The sequence below is a fragment of the Priestia sp. YIM B13491 genome, assembly GCF_042787605.1.
GTDB classification, from domain to species: Bacteria; Bacillota; Bacilli; order Bacillales; family Bacillaceae_H; genus Priestia; species Priestia megaterium_E.
Genome location: NZ_JBHZOR010000006.1, coordinates 225,850 through 241,864, shown reverse-complemented (window position 1 = coordinate 241,864; position 16,015 = coordinate 225,850). Strand labels below are relative to the sequence as shown.

Annotated in this window: 14 protein-coding genes and 1 other annotated feature; of the genes, 11 read left to right on the top strand and 3 right to left on the bottom strand. The window is 40.9% G+C overall.

Features of this window, described 5'->3' with window-relative positions:
- Positions 1-26 precede the first annotated feature (26 nt).
- Positions 27-268: a binding site (T-box leader), on the top strand.
- 52 nt (positions 269-320) lie between these two features.
- On the top strand, positions 321-3,419 hold the full coding sequence (gene ileS, locus ACFX4E_RS21655) for an isoleucine--tRNA ligase (protein ID WP_377258391.1): 3,099 nt from the start codon (positions 321-323) through the stop codon (positions 3,417-3,419).
- A gap of 253 nt (positions 3,420-3,672) precedes the next feature.
- On the opposite strand, the gene ACFX4E_RS21650 is transcribed toward ileS, so the two are convergent.
- Positions 3,673-4,176 carry an immunoglobulin-like domain-containing protein gene (locus ACFX4E_RS21650; RefSeq protein WP_098249514.1) on the bottom strand — a complete coding sequence of 168 codons (504 nt, stop codon included), beginning with the start codon at positions 4,174-4,176 and terminating at the stop codon, positions 3,673-3,675.
- Positions 4,177-4,283: 107 nt separating this feature from the next.
- Here ACFX4E_RS21650 and ACFX4E_RS21645 point away from each other — a divergent pair, with 107 nt between their 5' ends.
- The 3 genes from ACFX4E_RS21645 to ACFX4E_RS21635 all read left to right on the top strand — a co-directional run bounded on the left by ACFX4E_RS21645 (position 4,284) and on the right by ACFX4E_RS21635 (position 5,952).
- Entirely contained in the window at positions 4,284-4,991 is a 708-nt protein-coding gene (locus tag ACFX4E_RS21645) for a Type 1 glutamine amidotransferase-like domain-containing protein (RefSeq protein ID WP_377258394.1), read from the top strand.
- 84 nt (positions 4,992-5,075) lie between these two features.
- A complete protein-coding gene (locus ACFX4E_RS21640; RefSeq protein WP_098333039.1) occupies positions 5,076-5,660 on the top strand; it encodes a hypothetical protein in 585 nt (194 codons plus the stop codon).
- A 55-nt stretch (positions 5,661-5,715) separates the two neighbouring features.
- Positions 5,716-5,952 (top strand): hypothetical protein, encoded by a 237-nt coding sequence (locus tag ACFX4E_RS21635; RefSeq protein ID WP_224357852.1) that lies wholly within the window; start codon positions 5,716-5,718, stop codon positions 5,950-5,952.
- 56 nt (positions 5,953-6,008) lie between these two features.
- Here the strand turns inward: ACFX4E_RS21635 and ACFX4E_RS21630 are convergent, their stop codons facing one another.
- Positions 6,009-6,674, bottom strand: coding sequence for a cupin domain-containing protein (locus tag ACFX4E_RS21630; RefSeq protein ID WP_098249516.1), 666 nt, complete (start codon positions 6,672-6,674; stop codon positions 6,009-6,011).
- 231 nt (positions 6,675-6,905) lie between these two features.
- Here ACFX4E_RS21630 and ACFX4E_RS21625 point away from each other — a divergent pair, with 231 nt between their 5' ends.
- The 4 genes from ACFX4E_RS21625 (at position 6,906) to ACFX4E_RS21610 (ending at position 11,709) form a co-directional block, all read left to right on the top strand.
- Positions 6,906-7,736 (top strand): glycosyl transferase family 2, encoded by an 831-nt coding sequence (locus tag ACFX4E_RS21625; RefSeq protein WP_377258399.1) that lies wholly within the window; start codon positions 6,906-6,908, stop codon positions 7,734-7,736.
- A 139-nt stretch (positions 7,737-7,875) separates the two neighbouring features.
- Positions 7,876-8,760: a superoxide dismutase gene (locus ACFX4E_RS21620; protein ID WP_034651345.1), complete on the top strand. Its 885-nt coding sequence runs from the start codon at positions 7,876-7,878 to the stop codon at positions 8,758-8,760.
- Between the two features lie 625 nt (positions 8,761-9,385).
- Positions 9,386-9,943: a 3D domain-containing protein gene (locus ACFX4E_RS21615; protein ID WP_014459735.1), complete on the top strand. Its 558-nt coding sequence runs from the start codon at positions 9,386-9,388 to the stop codon at positions 9,941-9,943.
- Positions 9,944-10,221: 278 nt separating this feature from the next.
- Positions 10,222-11,709 carry a DHA2 family efflux MFS transporter permease subunit gene (locus tag ACFX4E_RS21610; protein ID WP_050690644.1) on the top strand — a complete coding sequence of 496 codons (1,488 nt, stop codon included), beginning with the start codon at positions 10,222-10,224 and terminating at the stop codon, positions 11,707-11,709.
- Between the two features lie 33 nt (positions 11,710-11,742).
- On the opposite strand, the gene ACFX4E_RS21605 is transcribed toward ACFX4E_RS21610, so the two are convergent.
- Positions 11,743-12,423, bottom strand: coding sequence for a DUF421 domain-containing protein (locus ACFX4E_RS21605; protein WP_377258402.1), 681 nt, complete (start codon positions 12,421-12,423; stop codon positions 11,743-11,745).
- A gap of 158 nt (positions 12,424-12,581) precedes the next feature.
- Here ACFX4E_RS21605 and ACFX4E_RS21600 point away from each other — a divergent pair, with 158 nt between their 5' ends.
- The 3 genes from ACFX4E_RS21600 (at position 12,582) to ACFX4E_RS21590 (ending at position 15,954) form a co-directional block, all read left to right on the top strand.
- Complete coding sequence (locus ACFX4E_RS21600) at positions 12,582-13,226, top strand: LytTR family DNA-binding domain-containing protein (RefSeq protein WP_014459738.1); 645 nt, start codon at positions 12,582-12,584, stop codon at positions 13,224-13,226.
- Positions 13,227-13,357: 131 nt separating this feature from the next.
- Positions 13,358-14,872, top strand: coding sequence for a succinyl-CoA:acetate CoA-transferase ScpC (gene scpC, locus ACFX4E_RS21595; RefSeq protein ID WP_377258405.1), 1,515 nt, complete (start codon positions 13,358-13,360; stop codon positions 14,870-14,872).
- A gap of 119 nt (positions 14,873-14,991) precedes the next feature.
- On the top strand, positions 14,992-15,954 hold the full coding sequence (locus ACFX4E_RS21590) for a quinone oxidoreductase family protein (RefSeq protein ID WP_014459740.1): 963 nt from the start codon (positions 14,992-14,994) through the stop codon (positions 15,952-15,954).
- Positions 15,955-16,015: the final 61 nt, after the last annotated feature.

The window sequence follows — 16,015 nt, the reverse complement described above, 5'->3', positions numbered from 1 at the left end:
CATACAATAGCTACTAATAAAAGCACACAAATTCGTTGAAGAGAATCAGTACCCTGCAAGTTTGTTCCACAGAGAGCTGGTGATAGCTGAAAGCCGGTGTTCAAGCTGCAGGGGAATATCCTCTCTGAGAAGTCAAACTGAACTGTAAGTAAGTTTGAACGGTAGTCTACCGTTAAAAAGAACGCGTATGATTGTACGTTGCTGAGTGCTATTGATGAACGGATCAATAGAAGCCAGGGTGGTACCGCGGTTAAAACCCGTCCCTAGTCATAGGGACGGGTTTCTTTGTGTGCTTTTAACTTTAAAAGGAGTGGTATCACATGAAAGAAGTGAATGTAAGGGAGTCTTCGCAAGAGCGCGAACAGCGTATCCAGCAGCAGTGGCAAAAAGGAAATGTGTTTCAGCAGTCGATTCAAAGCAGGGAAGGGCATCCGTCATTTGTATTTTATGAAGGGCCTCCTACAGCAAACGGTTTGCCTCACGTGGGGCACGCGCTAGGCCGGACGATTAAAGATGTGGTGGCTCGTTATAAGACGATGACAGGGCATCAAGTGATCCGAAAAGCAGGCTGGGATACGCACGGACTGCCGGTAGAGCTCGGTGTCGAAAAGCAGCTCGGAATTTCAGGGAAGCATGATATTGAAAAATACGGCGTAGAAGCTTTTATCAACAAGTGTAAGGAAAGTGTGTTTGTGTATGAAAAGCAGTGGCGCACGTTCACGGAGCAGCTTGGCTATTGGGTTGATATGGAAGACCCTTACATCACCTTGGAGAATTCATACATTGAAAGCGTATGGAACGTGCTTGGCACGATTCATGATAAAGGACTTCTTTATAAAGGCCACCGCGTATCACCTTACTGCCCGAGCTGTCAAACATCATTAAGTTCGCATGAAGTAGCGCAAGGGTATAAAGATGTAAAAGATTTAACGGTAACGGTGAAATTTAAAGTGAAAAACCGCAATAATGAGTATTTTTTAGGCTGGACGACAACGCCTTGGACGCTTCCGTCAAACGTGGCGCTTGCGGTGCATGAAGAGATGAACTACGTTCGCGCCGAGCAAGGCGATAGCGTGTATATAGTGGCAGAAGCACTCGCAGACAAAGTGTTAAAAGGAGAGTATACGGTTTTATCTCAACATAAAGGAAATGAGTTAAAAGGGATATCGTATGAGCCGCCGTTTAATTTTGTGAAAGTGGAAAAAGGGCACGAAGTCGTAACGGCTGATTACGTAACGGATCAAAGCGGAACAGGAGTTGTTCATTTAGCACCTGCATACGGCGAAGATGATTACAGAGTTGTAAAAGAAAACGGCTTTTCATTTGTGAACGTAGTGGATGAAAAAGGACAGTACACGTCTGAAGTGCCGCCTTTTCAAGGACGTTTCGTGAAAGACTGCGACGTTGATATCGTTCGTTATTTAGCAAATGAAGGCGTGCTGTATCATAAAGAAAAGCATGAGCACAGCTATCCGTTTTGCTGGCGATGCGACTCGCCGCTTCTTTATTACGCAAATGAAAGCTGGTTTATCCAAACGACGGCGTTAAAGGAACAGTTTTTGAAAAACAATGAAAGCGTGACGTGGTACCCGGATCATATCAAGCACGGTCGCTTTGGCAACTTTTTAGAAAATATGGTGGACTGGAACATCAGCAGAAAGCGCTACTGGGGAACGCCGCTGAACGTATGGGAATGCGGTGAATGTCAGCATCAAGTAGCCCCGAAAAGCATCAAAGAGCTTCAGGAACATGCGTCTCATTCCGTGGTTGACAGCATTGAACTTCATAAGCCGTATGTAGATGATGTACAGCTAACGTGTCCGGTCTGCAGCGGAGAAATGAAGCGAACGCCGGAAGTGATTGACGTTTGGTTTGACAGTGGCTCGATGCCGTTTGCGCAGTATCACTATCCGTTCGAAAACAGCGAGCTGTTTCAAAAGCAGTTCCCGGCAGACGTAATCGCAGAAGGAATTGATCAAACGCGCGGCTGGTTTTACAGCTTGATGGCAGTTTCAATGCTGTTTACAGGAAAAGCACCTTATAAGCGCGTTTTGTCTCTTGGGCACGTCTTAGATGAAAACGGTCAAAAGATGTCTAAAAGTAAAGGAAATGCGCTGGACCCGGTGGATCTTATTCATACATTTGGTGCCGATGCACTTAGATGGGCGCTTTTAGCAGACAGTGCACCTTGGAATCCGAAGAAATTTTCAGAGCGCGTTGTGCAAGAAGCGAAATCAAAAGTTATTGATACGCTTGTGAACGTGTACGGCTTTTACGTGTTGTACGCCAAGCTTGACGGCTATGACCCTGAGCAAACGTATGAATTGAAAAAAACAAAATTGGATGAGTGGATTCTTTCGCGTTTACACAGCACGGTCAAGCGAGCAACAGCACATCTTGAAGATTACGGATTTACAAGCGCGGCTCGTGAAATCGCGGTATTCATTGAAGAGCTAAGCAACTGGTATGTGCGACGTTCCCGCGATCGTTTTTGGTCAGAAGGAATGGACGGAGAAAAAGCAGCGGCTTACGATACGCTTCATGAAGTACTAGTGACGTTAAGTCAGCTATTAGCACCGTTTACGCCGTTTGTTGCGGATGATATTCATGAAAATCTAACAGGGAAAAGCGTTCATTTAGCAGACTATCCTGTTTGTAATCAAACGAAAGTGAACGAAAAGCTGGAAAAAGAAATGGCAGCGGTGCTTCAAGTAGTGGAACTAGGCCGAAGCATCCGAAATACGCATTCGTTAAAAGTAAAGCAGCCTCTGCAAAGTCTTTCGCTTGTGGTAACGGAAGAAGATGTAGAGTGGAAAGCATATCGTGATGTCATCAAAGATGAGCTTAATGTAAAGAACTTTAACGTGGAGCAAGACGACGACAAACTTGTTTCATACGTATTAAAACTGGATTTTAAACAGGCTGGACCGAAGTTTGGAAAACAAGTGAATGAGGTCAACCAAGCGTTAAAGAACCTTTTAGAAGAGCAAGGAAAAGAGTTTGTTGAACGAGGCAAGCTGAGTGTTACGCTTGCTTCAGGAGAAAACCTAACGCTTGAAACGGCAGACGTACTTGTTGAAAAAGTGCCAAAAGAAGGTTTTGCAGTGGCATCAAACGGCACGTATACTGCGGTATTAGATACGGCGTTAACTGAAGAACTCGTGCAGGAAGGAGTCGCTCGTGAAGTAATTCGAGCGGTTCAAGACTATCGTAAAAAGCTGGATTTACCCGTGAATTTACGTATCAATTTGGAGCTTAGCGGAGACGAAGAAGTACGGAAAGCCGTCGCGAAGTTTGAAACATTGCTTCAAGAAAATCTTCTGCTGCACAGTCTCAGTGTGAAAGAAGCTATCGAAAACGGAGAGACGGTAAAAGTCGGAACAAAGCAAGTTACGCTTCGCGTTTTAAATCAGAGCTAATAAAGAGAGGCAAAGATAAGTTGAAGTAATGTACGAACGGTTTATCGATTAACCGTTCGTTTTTTCTGTTTTTATAGTGAACGTAGCTGCTTCTAGCTGTGGATTGGAGGGCAAGACGAAGACTCCTGCGGAAAGCGAAGTCTTGCACAGGAATCAACAGCGGGGTAACAAGCAATTCATACTAATCATTCACCCGATTTGTTCGTCTTTAGGTGAGATGAATTTCGGTATTTCTAAATCTCTCTTTTTACCTTTAATCAAACTGCCCGAGAACATTCTTAAGACTCGGCCAGACAATTTCAAAAGGAGCCGCTAACACATACTCTTTTCCGTTTTCATCTTTAAAGTGCTGCACAAAACGATATTTTCCTACTTTGTAGTTAGGAGTTGCGATATCTAATTTGAGTGATTTTCCTGGCTTCAGCGTGACAGTTTTATCAGGAAACTCTAATCCGTTTAGCACAACTTCGTACCACTTTCCGTCTTTTAAGTGATCCGCCGTATTTTCATAAGGAATCGTTAAGGTATGCGTCGAATTGTTTTGAATAACAAAAAAGCCAAACTGCGTTTTATCGTATTTTTTACTGACAGCAGATAGCGTAATAGTTCCTCCATCAGTGTTAATGGAAGATGGGATGTTTTTTTCTTGTTTAGCTCCTAAATCCATTTTTTGACCGTTATAATCGATATAGCCAAAGATACAAAATAAGATAATAAAAATGCCCAGTATTAATAAAAGTGTTCGTACTATTTTCAAAAGCTTTGCACCACCTTTTTTTCACTCTTCCATTATACGGAAAACTTCTTGTTTGAAATAGTATGAATTTACATTTTCTATATCACTTTTTTGAAGGGAGAATTGAAATGAGACAAATTATAGCCATGGGCGGCGGAGGCTTTTCAATGGAGCCTGATAACCTGCTGCTGGATCAATACATACTTTCACAAGCTCATACAGATGTGCCGAAAATCTGCTTTATCCCTACAGCAAGCGGAGATGCGGATAACTATATAGAAAGGTTTTATGAAGCGTTTGAGAAGTTGGTATGCACACCGTCTCATTTATCGCTGTTTTCTCAAAATTTTATAAATTTAAAAGCATATGTGCTACAGCAGGATATTTTGTATGTAGGCGGCGGTAATACAAGGAATATGCTTTCTTTATGGAAAGAGTGGGGACTGGATACGATTTTAAAAAAGGCTTATGAAAAAGGAGTGATCTTAGCAGGAATAAGCGCAGGTTCACTTTGCTGGTTTGAAGAAGGCGTCACTGATTCAATGAACAACAAACTGTCTAAACTAGATTGTTTAGGGTTTTTAACGGGAAGCAACTGTCCTCACTATGACGGAGAAAGCAATCGAAGACCTTCGTATCACGAGTTAATTGCAAGCGGAGAAATGAAAGAAGGCTATGCTGTAGATGATGGAGTCGCGCTGCATTTTAAAGATGAGAAGCTATCCGCATCAGTTAGCTCAAGACCAACAGCAAAAGCATATGCTGTTGATCGAAAAGAGGAAGAAGTAGTTGAACGCGAGCTTCCGGTGACCTATTTGGGTGATGACAAGCAATAAATGGCCGCGTCCCATGTTTCTCTGTATAAAATGGAGCTTATTCGTACATATATAAGCAGAGACTCTATATAGGAGGTTACTTCAGTGAGTTATGAACGATACTGGGGAAACATACATGAACAAAGCGATAAGCTGCAGAAGTTATTATCGTCGTATTGGCATCAGTATTCGGATTTTGGAAACTGGCAGTTTTGGGTGGTGCTTGCTTCGCTCGTTCTTCCTCTTGTGTTGTTGTATTTTACCGTAGACCGGACGCGGATCTTTGAGGTGTTTTTCTTCGGTTACACAGTGCACATGCTTTGGGCATATATTGATATTGCACTTGGAAGAACCGGTTATTTAACGCACACATTTTTCTTAACACCACAGCTTCCAAACGCAACAAATATTACTGCTTCTATTTTGCCGGTAGGCTTTCTGCTCCTTTATCAATATTGTACGAATCACCAAAAGAATTTTTATCTGTATACAATTCTGCTGAGCGCTGTTTTTTCATTTGGACTGGCGCCTCTTGAACACCATTTTAAATTTATTGATTCAGGAAAAGGAATGAGCTTGTTCTATATTTTTCTGATTGATATAGGGATAACGCTAGTGGCGTACTGGGTTACAAGGCTGCTTGTAAAAGCAAAAGCCGCAGCCTATCGTAAAGTGGAAAAAGAACGTTGAAAAAATGTTTGAGGGTTATTAGTTAAGGGTATACATATATTTAAGATAAATTGAGGTGAAAAAATTGTATTACTACCGCATTTCAGAAGGACAAGATGAAACGTACTCTGAGACAATTGTTGTTCATGAAGAACAGTTTGATCAAGGTACATTTGAAAAAATGGTGAAAGAAGCGATGGTCGATAAGCCTGGCAAAATTGATCAAGTGGACATTGTGAAATATTTAATTGGACATTATCATTTCCAAGTTGCATATATTGAAGCAGCCTTTCATAGTACATATACAGATTAATAACGTTATGTATTCATTAAGAAACCCCGTTGCACTGGCAGCGGGGTTTTTTGCCTCTACCAGTATCGATAGTGATAAGGGTTTTGAGGTTGATAATAAGAATTCTGAGGCGGAGGATACGTATAAGGAGGAGTCTGGTGGTGAACGGGGCTTCCTTGTTTTTTCTTTTTATAGTGTTCTTTTTCTCCGCATTCGTCTGTTGGTCCAATTACGATGGTTTGATTTTTTAACGGAGCCAGCGTTTTCTTTAGTTGCTCGGGATCTAAGCAGTACGTGTGAGCAAGGACTTCAATAGGCGTCTTATTTAAAATGTCCGATCCAAAAATGTATTCCGGGTAAGGGGCGTCAAAAATGGCAAGTAAATGCGTATTGTCTTCAGACGCAATCTCCCAGTGCCACCAGCCTTGAGGGATATTGGCTACTTGACCGGGAGTAATTGGAATATTTGTGACTTCGTTGTTAAACGGATTGATTAATGAAACGACGGCTGAGCCTGAAATGCAGTAAACAAGCTCAGCGGCATTTTGATGATAGTGCGGTTCGACCACGCGGCTTTTGCTTAAGTAAATATCAAGTAATGATACGTTTCCAAGAGTATTTAGCACATCTCTTCCTAGCCGGTTAATATAGTTTTCATCATTGCGCGTATTAAGTCTGTTTTTGTTCAAATCGGAAAAGTATTGTACGTTTGGATTATTGTAATCCATATAGGGCGTTGACAACGGTCTCCAGCTCCGATCCTTGAATTTTTTATGATGCTGTATCGTATGTGAAGAGTTTTATTTCGTGACAGAAGCCTAGGAGGATAGGTAGGTAAGGCCTATTTTTGATAAGGTGTACAAACATTTGTCCACTGATTTTCATACACTGTAACAGGTTCTTTTTTTACAGAGCCATGATCAATGTCAGACGCATAAGACGGATCATTTTAAGGAAAGTGAGTTGCAGAGCTGTTGCTTGATCAATATGAAAAGATAAATAGTACGTATGAAAAGCTGGATGAACTTCAGCTGCCGTTTGATAAGCCCGTTTTAGTAGGAGTCGAGTGGAACGGAGTGCTGTTTGAGTTTTTAGTAAGGCTGAAAAAAGAGTCTTCTCATTTGCTTGTGTTTGGTTCAGGAGGAGGCGCAAGTCAAGAAATGCCGGCAGGTCCTCCATATTTTCAGCGCCATTCGTGGATGAATGAATTCCAAGATTCAATTATTTATTATAACGATCCTACGCTTTATTTAGGAAAGGTGTCGCTTGCGTGGGGGCAAGGGACAAGCGACCGTTTTTATTTAAAAGATATTACGTTTTTAATTGAAAAGTTCATGAAAAAAGTGCAGGTGAATTCGTCTAATGTGCTATTTTACGGATCTTCGGGCGGCGGCTTTATGTCAATGTTTTTAGCGGGATACGTAAAAGGAGCAAAAGCGCTTGTCAACAATCCGCAGACGTGCTTGACCAAGTGGCTGAAAACGCCGGTTCGGCAAGTGTTTAATTTATCTTATCCGACCCTAACAGAAGATGAAGTGATAGCCTCATACGGTGAGCGAATTAACGTAGTGAAGTTTTTTCGCCATATTAACTATGTGCCAAAAGTGTATTACTTGCAAAACGGGGCGTTTGAATACGATATGGACAATCACTTGCTGCCGTTTTTAACGGATTTGCAGGATATGCCAGACGACTGTGAAATTAATAATATAAAAGTGGAGCTCTATTATAACCCAAAGCTGAAGCATGCAGCTGTTAGTAAGCAAGAAACGATTGATTATGTAAATATGGCGAAGAAGATATAAGAAAAAAGGCAAGAGTTTATCCTTTAAGGAGCTCTTGCTTTTTTATGTCGAATTTTCTACCTCAATAGATACAAGTAGGAAGTTATGTTGCTTTTTCTTTTGAATATGATAGTGAAGATGAGGTGTAAGGAGGGAAAGTATGGCCGATCAAGATGAGAGAAAAAGATACTTGATGGAAGTTCAGACCTGGCTTGAACAAGTATGTGATCCTGTATTTGAAGAAGCCATTACAGAAGTAGATATAACGTCATATATAACGCGCACGCAAGAAGACGTTCTTGAATATTTAAGCGAAGAAGATGTCAACGAATATACGTTAGAGGAAATCAATAATGCAGTGCGGCATATTGATAAAGTTTTAAAAGAGCGGCTTGGAGACGACGGCAGGGAGCGAGAATCGATAGCGCCAGGACAGCATGAGCTGCCGCCGCTTGGCTATAGCTATTCAGCTCTTGAACCGTATATTAACCGAGAGATCATGCGTCTTCATCACAGCAAGCATCATCAAAGCTATGTAGATGGATTAAATAAAGCAGAGCTCATGCTGCAGCAAGCCCGTAACACAAACAATTTTGACCTCATAAAACATTGGGAACGGGAAGCTTCTTTTCATGGCTCAGGTCATTATTTGCATACAATCTTTTGGGAAATTATGAGCCCAGAAGGAGGAGGGAGGCCGAGACGACAGCTGCTGCAGCAGCTTCAAAAAGACTTTGGCAGCTATGAGAAATTTATGATGCACTTTTCTCAAGCTGCAAAAAAAGTGGAAGGTGTGGGCTGGGCTATCTTAGTATGGTCGCCTCGTTCGCGAAAGCTTGAAGTCTTACAGGCTGAGCGCCATCAGCTTCTCACGCAGTGGGATACGATTCCGCTGCTCGTATTAGACGTATGGGAACACGCCTATTATTTGCAGTACAAAAATGAACGTGATCCGTACGTTGATAATTGGTGGAAAATAGTTTACTGGCCAAATGTAGAAAAAAGGTTCGAGGCAGCTAAAATGCTTCAGTGGCAGCCATATTAACGAGGAATACAGGCATCTTAATTTCAAATAAAAAGGCTATGATAAAAGTATTTTAGTTGAAGAAAGATCCGAACGATGAATTGAGATTCTTAATGGAGAATCCAACACGTTCGGATTTTTTTATTGTTATGGCGATCATGTATGTATGCGTTTCTAGCAGTTGATTGGAGAGTAAAACGAAGACTCCTGCGGAAATAGTGGGATAGATGAGACCCCGCAGGAGCGCAGGCGACGAGGAGGCTCATCGGCCACCCGCGGAAAGGGAAGTCTTGCACGGAAATCAACAGCGGTGTAAAAAGTGATGTATATTAAGCTCCTTTAACGCATTTATTAATTTTAAATAAACTATGTTCTAAATAATCAATATAAAACAAAGGATAAGCCTCTAGAACCAGTTAAATGTTACAAATGAAATAATCTATTATAAATGTGTATAAAAGCACCGTCATATACCTAAATATGTATGTTTTTGAAGAGTAAAGGTGATTAATTTACTAGTTTAAAAGGAAGAATCTTTATTTTTATTGTAACTAAACTATCAAACTATTGACATGCTACTGAAATATAACTGTAATATTCATGTGTTATTTTTTATGTATTGGTAGATAAAGGGGAAATCAATTACATGAAAAAGACAATGATTACGTTCAGTTTAGTTCTAATGTCACTGTTCGGAGTGGCAAGTGGTGCATCAGCTGCAACAAATACATATACAGTAAAAAGCGGAGATTCGCTATACAAAATTGCAAAGACATATAAAGTATCGGTTAGTCAGCTGAAACAGTGGAATAACTTAAAGTCAGACAGCATTCATCCGAAACAAGTATTAAAAGTATCTCAAGTAAAATCAAGCACGCCTGCTAAAGCAGCGCCTGCGAAGTCTTCAAACGTTGTGAAAGAATTTAAAGTAACAGCAACAGCGTACACAGCGAACTGCAAAGGCTGCAGCGGAAAAACAGCGATTGGAATTGACTTGAAAAAGAATCCAAATCAAAAAGTGATTTCTGTTGATCCAAAAGTGATTAAACTTGGTTCAAAAGTATACGTAGAAGGTTACGGCACGGCAATCGCAGCTGATACGGGCGGTGCGATTAAAGGAAATAAAATTGACGTTCTTCTTCCTTCTCAAAAAGAAGCGTTAAAATGGGGAAGAAAAACAGTAAAAGTTCAAATCTTAAAATAAGTATTTCTTAAGGGAATGAGAGCCTTCGTTGAAGGGCTCTCATTTTTTCTTCATTAAAGGGCATGCTACTTTATATATACTGATGGAAAAGTTTTACGAAAATGATCATATTTGTTGACAAATATTTCGGAAACGGATATATTTATCCGGTATATAATTAAGTTCATTAAATATTCGTGACATAAATTAATAGAATGAACACATAAAATATATTCTTAACCTGTTTGTCATCTGAAGATTTACATACAGATAATTTTAAAGGGAAAGGTCTTGTTAAAATGAATACACAAACACAACAGTCCGATCAAGCCCGAACTCGGTCTATTTTTGGCGTAATGATAATGGGAGCGCTCGTCGCTTTTTTAAATCAAACGCTGATTAACATTGCGCTTCCGCAAATGATGGATCATTTCCATGTAACGGCGGCTACGGGCAACTGGTTAACAACCATCTTTATGTTAGTAAACGGAATTGTTATTCCAATTACAGCATTTTTAATGAATCGATTTACGACAAGGCAGCTGTATATTACAGCAATGGGGCTGTTTACAGTAGGAACACTGCTTTGCGGTATTGCACCGACATTTTCTGTTATTTTAGTGGGACGCGTCGTGCAAGCAGCAGGAGCAGGGATTTTATTTCCGTTAATTACCAACGTTATTTTTACATTATTCCCGCCTGACCGACGCGGTTTTGCGATGGGGATTTTTGGTGTAGCGATGAACTTCGCACCGGCAGTAGGGCCGACGCTTTCTGGCTTAATAGTTGAGCACTACTCATGGCGCGTTTTATTCTTTATGATGTTTCCAATTGCACTTATCAACGTAATTGCGGCAATTATTTTAGTGAAAAACGTGACGGAAACAAGCCGACCAAAGCTAGACGTGCTTGGCGTTATTTTATCAACAGTTGGATTTGGCGGCTTGCTGTATGCGTTCGCTACGGGCGGTACAAAGGGCTGGACCAGCACTGAAGTATTAGCTATGTTCATTGTAGGCGGTATTTCAATTCTGTTCTTTATTTTCCGTCAGTTAAAAATCGATCAGCCGCTTCTTGAATTCCGTATTTTCCGTTACCGTATGTTCACATTAACAACAATCATTAACGTGATTGTGACAATGGCAATGTTTTCAGGTATGATTTTAATGCCGATTTATATGCAAAACGTACGCGGCTTCTCACCGTTTCTTTCAGGCTTGCTGTTACTGCCAGGAGGAATTGTAATGGGGATTATGTCTCCGATTACAGGACGGCTGTTTGATAAGTTCGGCGCAAGATGGCTTGCTGTTATTGGTTTAGCGATTACCGTTGTGACAACATATGAATTAACAAAACTTGAAACGACAACAACATTTATGTATGTGATGATTGTTTATACTGTTCGTATGTTTGGTATGTCGCTGCTCATGATGCCAATCTTTACAGCAGGATTAAATGAGCTTGCGCTTAGCTTAAATAAATACGGCACGGCGATGGTTAATACGCTTCGAATGGTTGCTGGAGCTGTAGGAATGGCGTTCTTTGTATCTATTATGATGAATCAAGGTGAAAAACACGTGAAAAACATCGTCACGAATCAGCAAATTTTGCCAACAGATAAAGGCAGTATGGCTGAAGCTGTGAATCAAGGTACAGCAATGGGTATTAACGATGCGTTTATGATTGCAACGATTTTAAGTGTGATCGCGTTTGTTTTAGCCTTCTTTATTCGTAAAACATCACCAAAAGAAGATACCATTACAAATCGTGTAAAAAAAGCAAGCTAATAAAAAATCCGTGCCTTTTGGTACGGATTTTTTTTATGAGTTAACTTTGTCTTTTTTATAGTCAATATAAAGCGATCCGTCGGACTGAACCTCAGCGTAAAAGACGTCATCAATTGAGTTGACTCCCGCTTTTTCTAGCTGTTTATGCAGCCAGTTGTTATCTACGTGCAGGTCCTTCAAAGCATCTTTATTCGCTTTTCCGTCGTAAATAACGCCTGTTGAAGTGGGAAATAAAAGCGTTTTTGACCACGAGTTCGGCTTTTTATCTTGTTTTTGCATAACGGAAAGGTTTCCGTTGATTTCTAATATGGCGTATTCGACATCTTTTATGGAAAATATGTTTTGCTGCCTCAGCATGCCTAAAAGAGATTCAATATCTAGCCGGACTTGTTTTAACGCCTTTTCCATCACTTTCCCTTGCTTAATCACAATTTTGGGCTCACCGGTAATAAGATGCCGCGCTTTTTTCGATTTCATTCCAAGATAGCCCATAGCGATCGTTAAAAATGTCCATCCTAGCAGAGAATACACTCCTTTATCAATCTCTACTCGCTTATCAGTGGAGAGGGAAGAAGCAATATTACCAATCGTAATCGCCGTAATGAATGTAAATACATTTAACTGGCTGATTTCTGTTTTTCCCATGAGCCGCGTTAAAAGAAGCAGCACAAAAAATGAACAGGCGATTCGAAACGTTGATTCAGCATAGCCCATACATTTCACCCTTCCTTCATTTCATTGTTTTATGTTGTGAAAAAATAGAAATTTTATGCAGTTAAAAGGATAAATTCCATGCTTGTCTCCCAATCGCTTTTGCTTTTGCGCTACAATAAAGAAGCAACGTGTTTAACTAGACAAAAGAAGGTGAAAAGATGAAACCATTTAAAGCATCCGCATTATTAGATGTCATCAGTGAATTGTTCTCCGATGAAGCGTCGATTGCCGTTTCAGATCTAGAAACGTACGTGTATTACCGAGCAAGCAAACGAATTAACTTAAAAATCAGCCCTGGAGATCAAATAAAAAAAGGAACGATTACATATAAAGCATTAGAACGAAAGCAAAAAGTGTCGGAATTTATTCACCGAGACGTATTCGGCACACCTTACTACGGCATGGCCGTGCCCTTTTTAGATGAAGGAGATGTTCAAGGATGCGTAACGGCGATTTTTCCCGCGTTAACGAGCGGAAAGTCAGTTGTGACGTTAAAGGTGAACGAGGGATGGATACCGGTTCCTTTCTCAAAAATCATCTACGTAGAAGCGCGTGACCGAAAAACCTATGTGTACGCCCAGAAGTATACAGGTACGCATAAATACACGTTAAATGAATTTGATTATGTGCTTCCAAAAGAAGAGTTTGTGCGCTGTCATCGTTCCTTTATCGTCAATGTGACGCAAATTCAAGAAATTTACCCTGATACACATTCAACCTTTCTGTTAGTGATGAATAACGGAGAAAAAATTCCGGTCAGTCAGTCGTACGCCAGTTATTTTCGAAAGCTGCTTGGGTTTTAACCGTCATTTAGCTTAATTATCATCAAATATGCTGTTTTGTCGCTATTTTTGTCCATTTCATTCCAAAAACTCTTGTGGACGCTCCCTTTACAGTAAAATGGTAAAAAGAGAAAAAACAAGGAGTGAAGAGAATGAAAAACGCTTGTAATCGAATTAAGCATGAAGCACTACAGAATCGTGTTGTCTCTGCTGAAGAAGCAGCGTCTTGGATTCAAGATGGAATGACGCTTGGTTTAAGCGGCTTTACGCGTGCGGGAGATGTTAAGGCTGTGCCGTTTGCGCTAGCGAAACGAGCAGAAACAGAATCGATAAAAGTCAGCGTGTATACCGGTGCTTCACTTGGGTCAGATGTGGATAAGCTATTTGCAGAAAAAGGTATGTTAAACAAACGCCTGCCGTTTCAAGCTGATCCGACGATGCGTAAAAAGATTAATGAAGGTGAATTTCAGTTTATCGACCAGCATTTATCGCATACTTCTGAATGGGTGCGTTCAGGCGTGTTAGATTCAATAGATTTCGCTATTTTGGAAGCGGTTTCTATTACGGATGACGGAATGATGATTCCAACAACGTCAATCGGCAATTCGATGGTGTTTGCCGAGCATGCAAAATCGATTATTATTGAAATTAACACAGCACAGCCAGAGCTGTTAGAAGGCATTCACGATCTGTATGATCCAGGCGTTCAAGGACAGCGAGATGTGATTCCTTTAAAAAAATCTGATGACCGGATTGGTTCGTTAGGCATACCAATTGATTTAGATAAAGTAAAGGGCATTGTGTTTACAAATCAGCTAGATTCACCGTCTACGATTGTAGCACCTGACGAAGAAACGGTTGTGATGGCTCAAAATTTGATTTCATTTTTACGTGAAGAAATTAAAGAAGGGCGATTAACCGAATCGCTTGCTCCTTTACAATCTGGAATTGGATCTGTGGCAAATGCCGTTTTCCACGGTTTGTTAGATTCAGAGTTTCATAATTTAGAGGTGTATTCAGAAGTATTGCAAGATGCTGTGTTTGATTTATTTGACGCAGGAAAAGTTACGTTTGCTTCCTGCTGCTCAATTACGCTTTCAGCAGATAAAATGAAACAAGTTTTCTCTAATTTTGAAGCCTATCGAGATAAGCTCATTCTTCGCCCGCAGGAAATTTCAAACCATCCCGAAATCATTCGTCGCTTAGGCCTGATTTCTATTAACACTGCGCTAGAGCTAGACATTTACGGAAACGTCAATTCCACGCATGTGATGGGAACAAAAATGATGAATGGCATCGGAGGCTCAGGAGATTTTGCCCGAAATGCGCGTCTCGGTATTTTTGTAACAAAATCCATTGCTAAAAACGGTGATATTTCAAGCATAGTGCCGTTTGTTTCACACGTTGATCATACGGAACACGATGTGGATGTCATTGTAACAGAGCAAGGATATGCGGACTTACGCGGACTCGCTCCAAGAGAACGAGCAAAACGCATCATTGAAAATTGTGCACACCCAATGTATCGAGACCAGCTTATGGCGTATTACAAAGAAGCGCTCACGCGAGGCGGCCAAACACCGCACGTTCTTGAAAAAGCCTTTTCTTTTCATAATTCTTATCAAAAAAATGGAACGATGCGAGAAGTTGTAGCGCAAACAAAGTAAAAGAACGCTTTGTCTCCTGAGGAGACAAAGCGTTTTTCCCTTGAGTCAGAAACTTGTGTTTGTTATCTCTTTGAATTACGATGAAAGGGAATACATAAAGAAAACGAGGTAACTTATCTATGAAAGCATTAGTATTTGAAAGATTTGGAGGACCTGACGTTCTGCACTATCAAGATATACCGAATCCCTCTATTGGACCAACAGATGTACTAGTAAGAACAAAAGCAATTGGACTTAATTTTGCCGATGTGTACCGAAGAAAAGGGAACTATCACTTAACGGGTACACCTCCGTATATTTTAGGATATGAAGGAGCAGGTGTGGTAGAAGAAGTAGGAGCAGAAGTAAGTCATGTTAACGTAGGAGACCGTATTGCGTTTGCTGACGTTCCTTTTGCAAATGCAGAGCTTGTTGCCGTGCCACAAGATAAAATCATTGCCGTACCTGATGATATTTCGTTTGACGCAGCTGCTTCTGTGCTTTTACAAGGGTTAACGGCGCACTATTTAACACAAGACAGCTACAGCATTCAGCCCGGCGATTATGTACTTGTTCACGCAGCTGCTGGAGGCGTAGGTCAGCTTTTAGTTCAAATTGCCAAGCTATTAGGCGGACAAGTCATTGGCTTAACGTCATCTTCTGAAAAAGCAAAAGCGGCGGCTCAAGCAGGTGCTGACTATGTATTTTTATACGAAGATAACTGGGTGGAACAAGTGAAAGAAGTAACGAAGCGAGGCGCAGATGTTGCCTATGAATCTGTAGGAGTTACGCTAGAAAAAAGCTTTGAAGCCGTAAAAACAGGCGGAACCGTGGTATTTTACGGAATGGCAGGAGGCGATCCGGCTCCAGTGGATCCGCGTATGCTGATGGATACCTCTAAAACGCTCACAGGCGGAGATCTGTGGAACGTACTTGTATCTTATGAAGAACGTAAAGTACGTTCCCAGCAGCTGTTTGAGTGGATCAGTAAAGGTCAGCTTGTGCTAACTGATCCCGTGGTGTTCGATTTAAAAGACGGAGCAAAAGCACATGAGCTGCTTGAAAGCCGGAAAAGTACAGGGAAAATTTTGTTAAGACCGTAAAAGAAAGGCCCTTTAGTCAAGGGCTTTTTTCTGTTAGTAAAGGAGAAACTAAGGAGCTGTC

Bases quoted from the DNA above. Each gene is read 5' to 3' on its own strand.
- ileS (WP_377258391.1), top strand. From the start codon at position 321: ATGAAAGAAGTGAATGTAAGGGAGTCTTCGCAAGAGCGCGAACAGCGT.
- ACFX4E_RS21645 (WP_377258394.1), top strand. From the start codon at position 4,284: ATGAGACAAATTATAGCCATGGGCGGCGGAGGCTTTTCAATGGAGCCT.
- ACFX4E_RS21620 (WP_034651345.1), top strand. From the start codon at position 7,876: ATGGCCGATCAAGATGAGAGAAAAAGATACTTGATGGAAGTTCAGACC.
- ACFX4E_RS21615 (WP_014459735.1), top strand. From the start codon at position 9,386: ATGAAAAAGACAATGATTACGTTCAGTTTAGTTCTAATGTCACTGTTC.
- ACFX4E_RS21610 (WP_050690644.1), top strand. From the start codon at position 10,222: ATGAATACACAAACACAACAGTCCGATCAAGCCCGAACTCGGTCTATT.
- ACFX4E_RS21605 (WP_377258402.1), bottom strand. From the start codon at position 12,423: ATGGGCTATGCTGAATCAACGTTTCGAATCGCCTGTTCATTTTTTGTG.
- ACFX4E_RS21600 (WP_014459738.1), top strand. From the start codon at position 12,582: ATGAAACCATTTAAAGCATCCGCATTATTAGATGTCATCAGTGAATTG.
- scpC (WP_377258405.1), top strand. From the start codon at position 13,358: ATGAAAAACGCTTGTAATCGAATTAAGCATGAAGCACTACAGAATCGT.
- ACFX4E_RS21590 (WP_014459740.1), top strand. From the start codon at position 14,992: ATGAAAGCATTAGTATTTGAAAGATTTGGAGGACCTGACGTTCTGCAC.